Source organism: Frankia sp. CoBUL1, assembly GCF_978021245.1.
The window spans coordinates 1-12,399 of the sequence record NZ_CDXDOS010000012.1; the positions used below are offsets into that span (position 1 = coordinate 1).

A 12,399-nucleotide genomic window follows, 5' to 3' on the forward strand; every position below is an offset into this window, starting at 1 on the left:
CCGCCCACACCGAGCTACCTGCAGGCACCCCCGCCGCCGATCGCGCCGTCGAACGTCGGTCATTACCACCCGGAACCGCTGCCGGGGGCGCCGGCCTCGAACGAACCCGCTGCGGTCGCCACGGCCGAATCGACCGTGATCCCGACGAGCGAGTCTCGCCTCGCCCCGCCGGACCGTGAACCGGTGGAGCCGCCGGTCGATCAGGCCTATGGTCAGCACCGCCCGGAGCCGCCGCGCGCTGCTCCCCGGCCGACCTACCCGCCTCGCCGGCCGGTGCGGCCGGTGGCCGACGACGACGAGCTGGACGTGCCGGACTTCCTCAAGTAGCCGGTGCCAGGCAGACTTCCGGCATGCCGGTTCTCGTCACCTCGCGCTCGGGCGGGGTCAGCGACCCGCCGTTCGAGGGACTCAATCTGGGCGACCACGTCGGGGATGCCGACGAGGCCGTCGCCGTCAACCGACGCCGGCTCGTCGACCGGCTGCGGATGCCGGTCCAGTACATGCGGCAGGTGCATGGGAGGCAGGTCGCCGTGCTGCGTCGGCACGGGCCGCCGCCACAGGCGGACGCGCTGGTGACCGATGTCCCCGGCCTCGTGCTCGCCGTGATGGTTGCCGACTGCGCACCGGTGCTGTTCGAGGCCCCCGCGGTGGTGGGAGTGGCGCACGCCGGCCGGGTTGGGATGGCCAATGGCGTGATACACGCCACTCTTGGGGCCCTCGAGCGGCTCGGCGCCGTCCGGGACGAGCTCCGTGTCACCATCGGTCCATGTATCTGTGCCGGCTGTTACGAGGTGCCGGAGGATCTTCGTTGCGAGGTGGATACCCAGGTGCCGGGGAGTGCGGCCACCACCCGCGTCGGCACCGCGGCGATCGACCTGCGTGCCGGTATCCGTCGTCAACTCGCCGCCGCCGGTGTGACCGATATAACAATTTCTGCTCGATGCACCGCCGAGGATCCGGAGCTCTACTCCTACCGTCGAGAGGGTCGGACGGGACGCTTCGCCGGCCTGGTCTGGCTCGGGCCGACGCCATGATCCACCGGCCCGAGGTGCCCGCGAGGCATGGCGCATCCGGCTCGGGGGAGTCCGACGGACCGTTCGCCCCGGACCGACCCGCCCCGGACCGACCCGGACCGGACCGACCCGCCCCGATCGAGCTCGATCCGGCGCGCCTGGACCGGTTGACGCAGCGGCTGGCCGAGGTCCGGGCTCGGATCGTGGGGGCGGCCCGGGCAGCGGGCCGTGATCCGGACCACCTCACCCTCATTGCGGTCAGTAAAACCTACCCACCCCAGGATGTTGTGATGATGCACACGCTCGGGGTGCGGCACTTCGCCGAGAACCGGGAGCAGGAAGCCGGGCCGAAGGTGAGTCTCGTCACCCGGCTGATCGGCGGGGAACGGAGCGTCCCGGCCAAGGGGACCGGTGACGGCTCGTCCTCCGGTGCCACCGGTTCCGGCGATCCGATCTGGCATTTCGTGGGACAACTGCAGCGCAACAAGGCCAGATCCGTTCTTCGTTGGGCGGATTGGGTGCAGTCAGTGGATCGGGTGAGCCTGGTGCCAGTGCTCTCCCGGCTGGCGATGGAACGCGGTCGCCCGCTGTCGATCTGTCTCCAGGTCTCGTTGGACCTCCCTGGTGCTTCCGATGGGAAGATCGGCGCGTCGATCGCCGGCTCGAGGCGCGGAGGGATCGATCCGGCCGGCCTTTCCGCCCTGGCCGATCTTGTCGAGGAGGCGCCGGGACTGGCCCTGCGAGGCGTGATGGCTGTCGCCCCCCGGAGGGGGCAGCCACGACCTGCGTTCGCGCGACTGCGTGAGGTGGCGGAACGCCTGAAGGTGGGGCATCCCCAGGCCACCGTCATCAGTGCCGGCATGTCGGGAGATCTTGAGGACGCTGTGGCCGAAGGCGCGACACACCTTCGGATCGGCACCGCTTTGTTCGGTGAACGGCCTGGTGTCCCTTAGAGTCGCGCCCATGGGGCTCGGGCGCAGGGCGATGGTCTACCTCGGTCTGGCCGAGGAGGATGAGGACTATCTCGAGGACGACTATGACGACGGTCGTGCGGTCGGTCGTGACGACCGGCGTGCTATGCACGAACCGGTTCCGATGGACCGTACGGTCCGTCGGATAGACGCACGTGAGGAGCCGGTCGCCATGCCGCGACGTCCACCGGTCGAACCGCTGCGTCCCGCCGGTCCCGTGCCGATGCGCAGGGTGGCCGCGGTGGAGGAGTCGCACCCCTACCGGATCACCACGCTTCAGCCACGCAGCTACAATGAGGCGCGCCAGATCGGCGAGGAGTTCAGGGACGGGACGCCCGTTATCATGAACCTCACCGACATGGACGATGCCGACGCCAAGCGGCTGGTCGACTTCGCCGCAGGTCTGATCTTCGGGCTGCGGGGCGACCTCGAGAAGGTGACAAACAAGGTCTTCCTGCTCTCGCCGCACAACGTCGAGGTCACCGAGACGGACAAGCGACGCATCCGTGAGGGTGGCTTCTACAACCAGTCATAGTCAGGGGGCGTGATCGCGTCCCCCCCGTTTCTCAGGAGAGAGCACCATCAGCACAGTAGGAAGCTTGATCTTTTGGGTGCTGACGGTCTATCTGTTGCTCCTGATAGCACGATGGATCATCGATCTGGTTCTTGCCCTCAGCCGATCGTTCCGCCCGACCGGCCCCCTGGTACTGGTCTTCGAGATTGTGTACACGGTGACTGACCCTCCGTTACGATTCATCCGGCGATTTCTTCCGCCGTTGCGGGTGGGTAGCGTTGCGCTTGACCTCGGGTTCCTGCTGCTCTTCCTAGTGGTCATCGTGCTTCGAAGCTATGCGCAGAGGCTGTGACGGGGTTGTTGTGCACACCGCGAGCGCGGGCGCGGCAGACTGCCCGCAGACCGCCCTCTCTTCGGGGAGCGGCGATGCCGCACGAGGAGGCGACGTGGCTCTGACACCACAGGACGTTCAGAACAAGGTCTTCAGCCCGACGAGGTTTCGCACGGGCTACAACGAGGATGAGGTCGACACCTTCCTCGACGAGGTGGAGGCCGAGCTGACGCGGCTGCTGGACGAGAACAGCGACCTGCGCCGGCAGCTCGACGAGGCCCGGCGTTCCGGCGGTGGTGGTCCGGGCGTGCCCGCGCAGATCCTTGAGGAGAACCAGGGCCTGCGCCGCCAGCTCGACGAGGCGCGTCGCCAGATCGGCCAGGCGCAGGCCCAGGCCGCCCAGGCTGCCCGGGAGCGGGGCCAGCAGCCGCAGCCCCCCGCGCTGCAGCAGGGCGGCGCCCCCACCACGGTGATCTCGGCGGTGGGTACCTCCGGACCGCCCGCCCGCGCCGGCGGCAACCCGCAGGTGGAGGCCGACATCGAGCAGCGGGTCGCCCGTACCCTCGTGCTGGCCCAGCGCACGGCGGACGAGGCGCTGCGCGAGGCGCGCACGGAGTCCGAACGCGCTCGCCGCGAGGCGAGGGCGGACGCGGACCGCATCATCGGTGAGGCCCGGGCGCACGTGGCCGAGCAGCTCGGCGGCTTGGAGGACGACAAGCGTCGTCTCGAGGGCCAGGTCGAGCAGCTTCGGGCGTTCGAGCGGGAGTACCGCACCCGGCTGCGGGCCTACCTGGAGATGCAGCTGCGGGACCTGGACGGCATGCCGACCCAGCCGGCCGTCGGTGCCTGCGGGCCTCCGCGACCGGGCCTCAACCCGGGTGGTGGACCCACGCCGCCCGCGGTGGGCATGGGGCCCAGTGGCGCTGCGCAGAGCCCCGCCCACCAGCCGACCTTCCCGCCCGGTCCGCCCCTGCCCGCCGGCGCCGCCATGGCCCGCGACAACGGTCACGGCCGGCCGGACATGGATGCCACCCGGCGGGACACCCCGGGAATGCAGGAGTTCTGATCATCCACCGCGCGGCCCTCGGCGGGTCCGGCGTGGCCCTCGGCCCCGGAGCCGACGGCCGGTCTCGTGATGGGGTGATCGAGAGATGCTGACGCTTTGTGGAGAGGTTCTTGCTCTGTGTACGGTTCTTGCGGTGGTCGGCATCCTCGCCGGCAGCGGTTTCGTCTATGCGTCCCTGATCTTGACGCTGGCCGCCGCGGCGCTGCTCCCGGCGGGAGCAGTACGCCGGGCCTCTCGCTGACCCCGAGCCTCGGTCTCAGCTGCCGGTCGTCTCGTGCCGGGTGAGCGTGAACGCCAGGCCCAGCTCCTCGGCTGCCGAGCGGGCTGCCGTCTCGCGCGGCTGCGCCGCAGGTAGTTCCGTGCGGGCCGCCTCGGTGAAGGAGACCGCCAACACCTCCTCGGCCACCGTCTGACCGTGGGTACGCAGAGCGAGCGTGGTCTCCTCGCGCGTCGCAGCCCAGGAGACGTCCACCCGGTCGGTGATCTCCAGCCCCGCCGCCTTGCGCGCGTCCTGGAGCACCCGGACGACGTCGCGGGCGAGCCCGGCGCGGGCGAGCTGCGGGGAGATCTCCAGGTCGAGGGCGACGGAGAGCCCGGACTCGGCGGTGACCGCCCAGCCCTGCCGCGGCGTCTCCGTGATGATCAGTTCGTCCCCGGACAGCTCGACGTCCTCCCCGTCAACGGTGACGGTGAGCCGTCCGTTGACGGGAGGACCGGCGGCCGCGATGGCCGCGGCGACCGCCTTGGTGTTCCTGCCGAAGCGCCGCCCCAGCGCCCGGAAGTTCGGCTTCACCGAGATGTCGACGACCTCCGAGGTCGCCGGCTCCACCGTGGTCACGTTGAGCTCCTCGGTGATCTGTGCGATCAGCTCGGGGGAGAGCTCGTCAAAGGCACTCGCGCCGACGACCGCCCGCGGCAACGGCTGGCGGGTGCGCACCCCGCTGGCGGCCCGGGCGGCGCGGCCGAGTTCCACGATCCGCCGGACGAGATCCATCTGCTCCGAGAGCTCCGGCGTGTGCAGCCCCGCCGGGAGCTCGGGCCAGGCGGCCAGGTGCACCGAGTCGGGGGTCTGCGGGGATGTGTCGGCGAACAGTCGTGACCACAGCCAGTCGGTGAGGAACGGCGTGAACGGCGCCATCACCCGGGTCAGCGCGTCCAGGCAGGTGTGCAGGGTGCTCAGGGCGTCGGCGTCGCCGGCCCAGAACCGGCGGCGGGACCGGCGGACGTACCAGTTGGACAGGTCGTCGACGAACCGGGCGATCCGCCGCCCGGCCCGCAGCGAGTCGAAGTTCTCCAGCGCATCGTTCACCTCGGCGACGGTGGCCGCGAGCTCGGACAGCGCCCAGCGGTCCAGCACGTGCCGTCGGACCGGCGGTGTCGCGCCCGCGGCCGGGTCCGCGGCCGGGTCCGCGGCTGGGCGCCAGCCGGCTGCCCCGGCATAGAGAGCGAAGAACGACGAGGTGTTCCAGTAGGTGAGCAGGACCTTGCGGACGATGTCCTCGATCGCCTCGTGACTCACCCGGCGGTCCGCCCACGGCGAGCCGCCGGCGAGCATCAGCCAACGGACCGCGTCCGCGCCGTGCCGCTCGAACAGCTCGAAGGGATCGAGCACGTTGCCGAGATGCTTGCTCATCTTGCGGCCGTCGGCGTCCAGAAGCAGGCCGAGGCAGAGCACTGTCTCGTAGGAGGAGCGGCCGAACACCAGCGTGCCGACCGCCATCATCGTGTAGAACCAGCCGCGGGTCTGGTCGATCGCCTCGCAAATGTACTGCGCCGGGTACTGCCGGGTGAACGCCTCGAGGTTGTGGTGCGGGGCGCCCCACTGGGCGAACGGCATCGCGCCGCTGTCATACCAGACGTCGATCACCTCGGGCACCCGGTGCGAGACGCCGCCACAGGTCGGGCAGGTCCCGGTGACCTCGTCGACGAACGGGCGGTGCGGGTCGAGGTCGGCCAGGTTCCGCCCGGCGAGCTCGGAGAGCTCCGCGAGTGACCCGACGCACACCAGGTGGGTGGGGTCGTCGTCGCAGCGCCAGACCGGCAGCGGTGTCCCCCAGTATCGGTTGCGGGACAGCGCCCAGTCGACGTTGCCGCGCAGCCACTCGCCGTACCGACCAGTCTTGATCCGCTCGGGATGCCAGGTCGTCCGCTCGTTCTGCGCGAGCAGCTCGTCGCGGATGGCGGTGGTCCGGATGTACCAGGACGGCAGCGGATAGTAGATCAACGGTGTGTGACAGCGCCAGCAGTGCGGATAACTGTGCGTATACGTCGATGCCCGCCACAGCCGGCCCCGCTCGCGCAGGTCGGCGGTCAGCGGCGCGTCGGCATCCTTGAAGAACATCCTGCCGACCAAGGGGACGTCGGCGAGGAAGCGACCGTCCGTCCCGATCGGGTTCACCACCGGCAGCCCGCTCGCCCGGCAGACCGCGAGGTCCTCCGCGCCGAACGCTGGCGCCTGGTGGACCAGGCCCGTGCCATCCGTGGTCGTCACGTAGTCGGCGAGCACGACCGAGTGTGGGACGCCGGTGCCGGCCGCGAACCGCTCGGCCGCCAGCAGCTCGAACGGGCGGGTGTAGCGGGCACCGGCCAGCTCCGCCCCGCGGAACCGCTCGACGATCTCGGCGTCCTCGCCGAGGGCCGCGGTGACCAGTGGTTCGGCGACGACGAACAACTCCCCGTCCCCCGCGCGGGCCAGGACGTACTCCACCTCCGGGTGAACGGCCACCGCCGTGTTCGACACCAGCGTCCACGGGGTCGTCGTCCAGACCAGCAGCTGCGCACCCTGCCCGGCGAGGCCCAGGGCGTCGGCGACGAGCGGGAAACGGACGTAGACCGAGGGGTCGTCGACGTCCGAGTAGCCCTGGGACACCTCGTGGTCACTAAGCGGCGTTTCGTCGCGCGGGCAGTACGGGGTGACCCGGAAGTCCTCGACCAGCAGGCCCTGGTCGAAGATCTGCTTGAGCGACCACCAGACGCTCTCGACGTAGCTGGTGTCCATGGTGCGGTAGGCGCCATCGAGGTCGACCCAATAGCCCATCCGCTCGGTCATCGCGGAGAAGTCCGCGACATGGCGCAGCACCGACTCGCGGCACCGGGCGTTGAACTCGGCGATGCCGAACGCCTCGATGTCGTTTTTGCTGGTGAAGCCGAGCTCCTTCTCGACCGCGAGCTCGACGGGCAGCCCGTGGCAGTCCCAGCCAGCCCGCCGGGGAACGTGGTAGCCCTTCATCGTCCGGTAGCGGGGGAACAGGTCCTTGAAGACCCTGGCCTCCACGTGATGCGCCCCCGGCCTGCCGTTGGCGGTGGGCGGGCCCTCGTAGAAAACCCACAGCGGGCGGTCCGCGGTGGCCTCCAGCGAACGGTGGAACACCTTGGTGTCGCGCCAGCGGGCCAACGTCTCCCGCTCCAGGGCGGGCAGGTCCACCTGGGCGGGCAGCGGAGCGAAGGTGGGATGCCGCAGAGGGGTGCTCATCGTGGGGACCCGGTCTCCATAGTCGTAATCTCCGTCGGGCTGGTTCTCCAACGGAGGGACGACGCCTCACCGGCCCCGGGCGTGACCATCCGGCCGATGCGCCGGCCGCCTGTCCTGCCCGGACCGGGGGTACCGCGGTACCACCCTCCTTGCGCACCCGCTCGGCCGGATCGGGCCGAGGGATGGCCCCTCGTTGTCCTCGCGGCGGCCGGATCTACTGGGGACCCGATGGTCGACCGGATTCCGTTCTTCCGGCGGCTCGGGGGTGATCTTCGCGACGCGCTGGCCACCGGGCTTCCACCGACCCCGGCTCGCTCGGGCTGCGCCCGCCGCTACTCGTCCCCGTCCACGCCGTACCGCTGTCCATCAGCGTAGCTCAGCGGGACGAGTGGTCCCGTCCCCGGCTCGGCCCTTCGCCGCGCGGCCGGTTCATCGTCGGGACTCGGGGCCGTAGAGTGGTCCGGTAGGAGAGGTGCCGACCATCGGGAGCGGTGTGTCCGAAGATCCCGTCGATCACGCGGTGACCGCGCCGGGGGGCGTCACCCCGGGCGCGGGGTCCGTCGCGCCGGCGATGTCCACGAAGCCCTCGGCCCCGCCCGGGGGGTCGACGCCGGTGCCGCGCGGGCGGGACGAGGCTTGCCCTACCGCCGGTTCCCGCCGGGCGGTGGCCACGCTGACGGTCGCGGCGGCGATCGTCCTGCTGTCGGACATCCTCACCAAGCATGTCGCGGTGGCCACCCTGTCCGACCGGGGGCCTGTCGAGGTCATCCCCGGCCTGCTCGACCTGGAGCTCACCCGCAACTCCGGAGCGGCCTTCAGCCTCGCGGGCGGCGCGACGGTGCTACTCAGCCTGGTCGCCCTGGCCGTGGTCGCGGTGGTGGTGTTCACCGCCCGCCGGCTGCGGTCGGTGGGGTGGGCTCTCGTGCTCGGCGCCCTGCTCGGCGGGGCGGTGGGCAACCTCGCCGACCGCCTCTTCCGCTCGCCCGGTCCCCTGCGCGGTCACGTCGTGGACTTCGTCCACCTCCACTACTGGCCCATCTTCAACGTGGCCGACTCCGCGATCGTCTGCGGCGGCGTGCTCGCGGTCATCCTGTCCCTGCGCGGCGTGGGTCTGGACGGCACGCGCTACGCCGAGCATCATCCCCCCGGCGGGGGCAGTGACCATCACGGGCGGTGACCTGCGCTCCCTGCCGGTCCCGGACGGGCTCGACGGCGTCCGTCTCGACGCGGCGGTCGCGAGGATGTTCGGGCTGTCGCGGACCGTGGCCGCCGCGCTCGTCGACGACGGCCAGGCGAGCCTCGACGGGAAGGTCCGGGGCCGGTCCGACCGGGTCAGCGGCGGTGCCTGGCTGGAGGTCCGGCTGCCCGCTCCGCCGCGTCCGGTGGCGGTGGCGGTGGAACCCACGCCGGTCGAGGCTCTCGGCATTCTCTACGACGACGACGACATCATCGTGGTGGACAAGCCGGTCGGGGTCGCCGTCCATCCGGCGCCCGGCTTCACCGGACCGACTGTGATCGGGGCGTTGGCCGCCGCGGGATACCGCATTTCCACCTCGGGCGCGGCCGAGCGTCAGGGGGTGGTGCACCGTCTCGACGTCGGTACCACCGGGGTGATGGTGGTCGCCAAGAGCGAGCGCGCGTATACCCTGCTGAAACGGGCGTTTCGTGACCGTACGGTGGACAAGCACTACCGGGCCGTGGTGCAGGGCCATCCCGATCCGCTGCGGGGCACCGTGGACGCCCCGATCGACCGGCATCCGCGCCGGCCGGGGCTGTTCGCCGTCGTCGCGGACGGCAAGCCGAGTATCACCCACTACGACCTCCAGGAGGCCTTCCGGGCCGCCTCCCTGCTGTCCGTGCGGTTGGAAACCGGGCGCACCCACCAGATCCGGGTGCACATGTCCGCCCTGCGGCACCCGTGTGTCGGGGATCTCGCCTACGGGGCCGATCCCACGCTCGCCGAGCGGCTCGGCCTGGCCCGCCAGTGGCTGCACGCGGCGCGGCTGTCCTTCGATCATCCCGGTCACGGCGGACGGGTCGAGTTCACCAGTCCGGACCCGGCTGACCTGGCCGAGGCGGTGGAACGGCTGCGGGACCAGCCATGACGGAGCCGGCGACGCTCGGGGAGGCGACCTCGGCGCCGGTGCCCGCTCCCGCGGCACCCGGGGGAGCGGTGCCGGCCCCGGCCCCCGCCGGCCGGGGGTGGTCCACCGTGCGCCCACCGGTCCACGGGTTGGGGGCGCTGCTCGATCGGGTCGACGCCCGCACGCTGCCGGCGACCTCTCGCGCGATCGCGATCGTCCGGGCGTGGATGGTGGGCCTGGCGGAGCGGGAGATCGGTCGGGTCCGCCGGACCCGGGACCGGGTCCGGCCCTCGCCTGCCGGCTCCGACGACGATGACGGTCCGCCGGCCCTGCTCGACGTGGCCGGAGTCACGCCCGGCGGGGTGGTGGACTGGGGCGTCCGGATGCTCGTCCTCGGACTCGTCGCGTTGATCGTGGTGAGCGCGACGGCCGCGATCCTGCAGGGCGTCGATCATGCTCCGTCGTCCGGACCGTCCTCCTCGGCGACCGGGCAGGCAGCGACGTCCGCGAACCAGCCGACGTCCGCGAACCAGCCGGCGGTGCCCGACCAGCCGGTGGCGCCCGCGCTGCCCGCGGTGACGATCGGCCCCGGGCCGAACGACCCGGTCGCCGACTACCTCGGCGCCAGCCGGCAGAACCTCGCGTTGCTGACCTCGGCCGCCCCCGGCGCCGATCTCTACGCCGTGGCCAGTCTCACCGCGCCCCGCACCCCCGCCGACCTGCTCGCGGTGTTCGGCGACTTCCGGACCGTCCAGGTGTTCTTCACCGCCGGTATCGGGGGTGAACAGGAGCAGGCCGTCGTGCGCGATCCGGTGGCCGACGTCCGGGCGGCCTTCGGGTCGGCGGCGGCCCAGGCGGATGCCCGAGCCGCCGCCGACACACAGGTCGGCGACACCGCCGCCGCTGACCGCGAGCGGCGGGCGGCGAACGACCTGCGGGCCGGGTGCGGGTGTCTGTTCGCCGCGGTGGTCCGCGCCCCGGCCGGCCGGCTCTCGCAGCTCGCGACCGATCCCCGGGTGCGGGTGGTGGACCCGGCCCCACCGGGAAGCGGGCCGCCGGGTGTGAGATTCATCCCACTGTCCCCGGGTCGTCGCTGATCCGGTCGAGCCGTCCGCATGATCGGACGGCGTGCCGGGCACGGGTGGCGGACGGTGACCGTTCTGGCGTGGCATCCGACCCCTGCGCCATCGTCGACCGGGACAGGAGAGGATGAGGGGCGAGACCGGCTTCGTCACCTGGGGTTGCGACCGGCCGGGGAGTTCACGGATCATGATGAGGAGACCCAGGTTGAAGCTGGCGAAGGGCACCCGGGAGGTCTTCGACGCGGAGAGCCTGCTCGAGGAGTACCTGGGGCCGCGCAAGCGAGGTCTGCGCTACGCCTACCCGTACTACGACGGCCTGGTCACCAATAGTGATCCGGATCTGCTGTGCACCGGGGATCTCCTGGCCCCATGCCTGCTCGGCGTGCACGTGGACCTGGATCGGATGCACACGCTCACCGCGCTGATGCCGTTGCTGCAGCGGGCGTTGGACAGCCTTCCTCCCGGCATCGAGCTCATCGAGGCCGACGAGGTCACCCTCGATCTGGTCGCAGCGCTCTACGACCCCCTCGACGACCCGGACGTCTCCGACCGGGACGTCAAGGGCTCCCTCATCGCCAAGGTGCTGCACCGCAAGCGGCCCGCCCTGGTCCCGTTGTTCGACTCCAAGGTGAGGATCTTCTACCAGCACGAGGACTGCGTCCCGCCGTCGCCGCGGGACGGGCGGTCCTGGCGGCAGTACATGGGCCTGCTCATCCGCGCGATGCAGTACGACCTGCGGGAGAACGCCGAGGAGTTCCGCCGGCTCGGGGCGCTGGTGCCCGTCGCGGGTCCCCCGATCACCCCGCTGCGGATGCTCGACGTCGTGGTGTGGATGAGCAGCGCGGTGTGATCAGCGCCCGTTGTCGGCCCGGGACCATCGACCGGCTCCGACTGCGACAATGGTCGATGTGTTGAGCTACGCGGTCCGCGGGCTCACCCGGCGGCACGGGACGGGTGAGCATGCCGTTCTCGCCAATGATCGAATCGATCTCGACGTCCGGCAGGGCGAGGTGTTCGGGGTGCTCGGGCCGAACGGCGCCGGGAAGACCACGCTGGTCCGCCAGTTGATGGGTCTGCTGCGGCCGGACGCGGGCACGATCACCCTTTTTGGCCGCGACGTGCTGGCCGCCCGCGGTCTGCCGGCCCGGCTCGCCGCCTATCTGGGCCAGGACGATCTCGCGCTGGCCGAGCTGCCGGTCGCCACCGCCGTGGCGACCACCGCCCGCATGCGCGGCGTCCCCCGCCCCGCCGTGCGGGCGGTCCGTGACGCCGTGCTCGGCGAGCTCGGTCTGGAGGCGGTGGCGCATCGCCCGCTGTCGAAGCTGTCCGGTGGGCAACGCCGGCTGGCGTGTGTCGCTACCACCCTGGTGGGGGACCGGCCGATGCTCGTCCTCGACGAGCCGACCACCGGCCTCGACCCCGTCGCCCGGCGGGCCGTGTGGTCGGCGCTGCAACGTCGCCGGGACACCGTCGGTGTCACCGTCCTGCTGATCACGCACAACGTCCTCGAGGCAGAGTCGGTGCTTGACCGGGTCGCCGTCCTGGATGCCGGGCGGGTGATCGCCTGCGACACTCCGGGCCAGCTCAAGGCATCGTTGTCCGGTGACGTCCGGCTCGACCTCGCGTGGCGCCACGACCCGCCCGCGGACGACCCCACCGTCGCGACGTTGGCCGCGCTCGCCGTGGTCAACGGACGGCGGTGGACCATCCGGTTGGCTCCGGCCGCGGCCCGTGACGCCCTCGGCCGGTTGACCGCCGGCCCGGCGTTCGCTGCGCTGGACGATTTCAGTCTCGCCACCCCCTCGCTGGAGGACGTGTACCTCACCCTCGGCGGCAGGTCGCGGGACCTGGAGCGCGCATGATCGT

12 protein-coding genes and 1 pseudogene are annotated in these 12,399 nt (G+C 71.5%); 12 read left to right on the top strand and 1 reads right to left on the bottom strand.

All coding sequences use genetic code 11. The annotated features are described in order from the left end of the window. The 7 genes and pseudogenes from AC08OX_RS02540 to AC08OX_RS02570 all read left to right on the top strand — a co-directional run. Positions 1–327: pseudogene (locus AC08OX_RS02540) on the top strand (cell division protein FtsZ); the annotation flags it as partial. A 23-nt stretch (positions 328–350) separates the two neighbouring features. After that, positions 351–1,034 carry a peptidoglycan editing factor PgeF gene (pgeF, locus tag AC08OX_RS02545; RefSeq protein WP_476606309.1) on the top strand — a complete coding sequence of 228 codons (684 nt, stop codon included), beginning with the start codon at positions 351–353 and terminating at the stop codon, positions 1,032–1,034. Continuing rightward, positions 1,031–1,966, top strand: coding sequence for a YggS family pyridoxal phosphate enzyme (locus tag AC08OX_RS02550; protein WP_476606310.1), 936 nt, complete (start codon positions 1,031–1,033; stop codon positions 1,964–1,966). Before pgeF ends, AC08OX_RS02550 begins: the two co-directional genes overlap by 4 nt. Before the next feature lie 10 nt (positions 1,967–1,976). Further along, a complete protein-coding gene (locus tag AC08OX_RS02555; RefSeq protein ID WP_476606311.1) occupies positions 1,977–2,519 on the top strand; it encodes a cell division protein SepF in 543 nt (180 codons plus the stop codon). A 76-nt stretch (positions 2,520–2,595) separates the two neighbouring features. Next, complete coding sequence (locus AC08OX_RS02560; RefSeq protein WP_035730579.1) at positions 2,596–2,850, top strand: YggT family protein; 255 nt, start codon at positions 2,596–2,598, stop codon at positions 2,848–2,850. Between the two features lie 94 nt (positions 2,851–2,944). Continuing rightward, the gene (locus AC08OX_RS02565) at positions 2,945–3,895 is read left to right on the top strand and encodes a DivIVA domain-containing protein (protein WP_476606312.1); all 951 of its coding nucleotides are present in this window, start codon (positions 2,945–2,947) and stop codon (positions 3,893–3,895) included. Positions 3,896–3,980: 85 nt separating this feature from the next. Next, the gene (locus AC08OX_RS02570; RefSeq protein ID WP_476606313.1) at positions 3,981–4,136 is read left to right on the top strand and encodes a hypothetical protein; all 156 of its coding nucleotides are present in this window, start codon (positions 3,981–3,983) and stop codon (positions 4,134–4,136) included. A gap of 15 nt (positions 4,137–4,151) precedes the next feature. On the opposite strand, the gene ileS is transcribed toward AC08OX_RS02570, so the two are convergent. Further along, the gene (ileS, locus tag AC08OX_RS02575) at positions 4,152–7,367 is read right to left on the bottom strand and encodes an isoleucine--tRNA ligase (RefSeq protein WP_476606314.1); all 3,216 of its coding nucleotides are present in this window, start codon (positions 7,365–7,367) and stop codon (positions 4,152–4,154) included. Between the two features lie 520 nt (positions 7,368–7,887). Between ileS and AC08OX_RS02580 the strand changes: the two genes are divergently transcribed. The 5 genes from AC08OX_RS02580 to AC08OX_RS02600 all read left to right on the top strand — a co-directional run bounded on the left by AC08OX_RS02580 (position 7,888) and on the right by AC08OX_RS02600 (position 12,395). After that, positions 7,888–8,544: a signal peptidase II gene (locus tag AC08OX_RS02580; protein ID WP_476606315.1), complete on the top strand. Its 657-nt coding sequence runs from the start codon at positions 7,888–7,890 to the stop codon at positions 8,542–8,544. Next, positions 8,525–9,472, top strand: coding sequence for an RluA family pseudouridine synthase (locus tag AC08OX_RS02585; RefSeq protein WP_476606316.1), 948 nt, complete (start codon positions 8,525–8,527; stop codon positions 9,470–9,472). Before AC08OX_RS02580 ends, AC08OX_RS02585 begins: the two co-directional genes overlap by 20 nt. After that, positions 9,469–10,548 (top strand): hypothetical protein, encoded by a 1,080-nt coding sequence (locus tag AC08OX_RS02590; protein WP_476606317.1) that lies wholly within the window; start codon positions 9,469–9,471, stop codon positions 10,546–10,548. The genes AC08OX_RS02585 and AC08OX_RS02590 overlap by 4 nt, the downstream gene beginning before the upstream one ends. Positions 10,549–10,738: 190 nt before the next feature. Beyond that, the gene (locus tag AC08OX_RS02595) at positions 10,739–11,383 is read left to right on the top strand and encodes a DUF6308 family protein (RefSeq protein ID WP_476606318.1); all 645 of its coding nucleotides are present in this window, start codon (positions 10,739–10,741) and stop codon (positions 11,381–11,383) included. Between the two features lie 49 nt (positions 11,384–11,432). Continuing rightward, positions 11,433–12,395, top strand: a complete 963-nt coding sequence (locus tag AC08OX_RS02600; RefSeq protein ID WP_476606319.1) for an ABC transporter ATP-binding protein — start codon at positions 11,433–11,435, stop codon at positions 12,393–12,395. The last annotated feature ends 4 nt before the right edge of the window (positions 12,396–12,399 follow it).

What these genes read in the sequence shown, in the direction of transcription:
- AC08OX_RS02555 (WP_476606311.1), top strand. Translation starts at nt 1,977, where the DNA reads ATGGGGCTCGGGCGCAGGGCGATGGTCTACCTCGGTCTGGCCGAGGAG.
- pgeF (WP_476606309.1), top strand. Translation starts at nt 351, where the DNA reads ATGCCGGTTCTCGTCACCTCGCGCTCGGGCGGGGTCAGCGACCCGCCG.
- ileS (WP_476606314.1), bottom strand. Translation starts at nt 7,367, where the DNA reads ATGAGCACCCCTCTGCGGCATCCCACCTTCGCTCCGCTGCCCGCCCAG.
- AC08OX_RS02550 (WP_476606310.1), top strand. Translation starts at nt 1,031, where the DNA reads ATGATCCACCGGCCCGAGGTGCCCGCGAGGCATGGCGCATCCGGCTCG.
- AC08OX_RS02600 (WP_476606319.1), top strand. Translation starts at nt 11,433, where the DNA reads ATGGTCGATGTGTTGAGCTACGCGGTCCGCGGGCTCACCCGGCGGCAC.
- AC08OX_RS02570 (WP_476606313.1), top strand. Translation starts at nt 3,981, where the DNA reads ATGCTGACGCTTTGTGGAGAGGTTCTTGCTCTGTGTACGGTTCTTGCG.
- AC08OX_RS02590 (WP_476606317.1), top strand. Translation starts at nt 9,469, where the DNA reads ATGACGGAGCCGGCGACGCTCGGGGAGGCGACCTCGGCGCCGGTGCCC.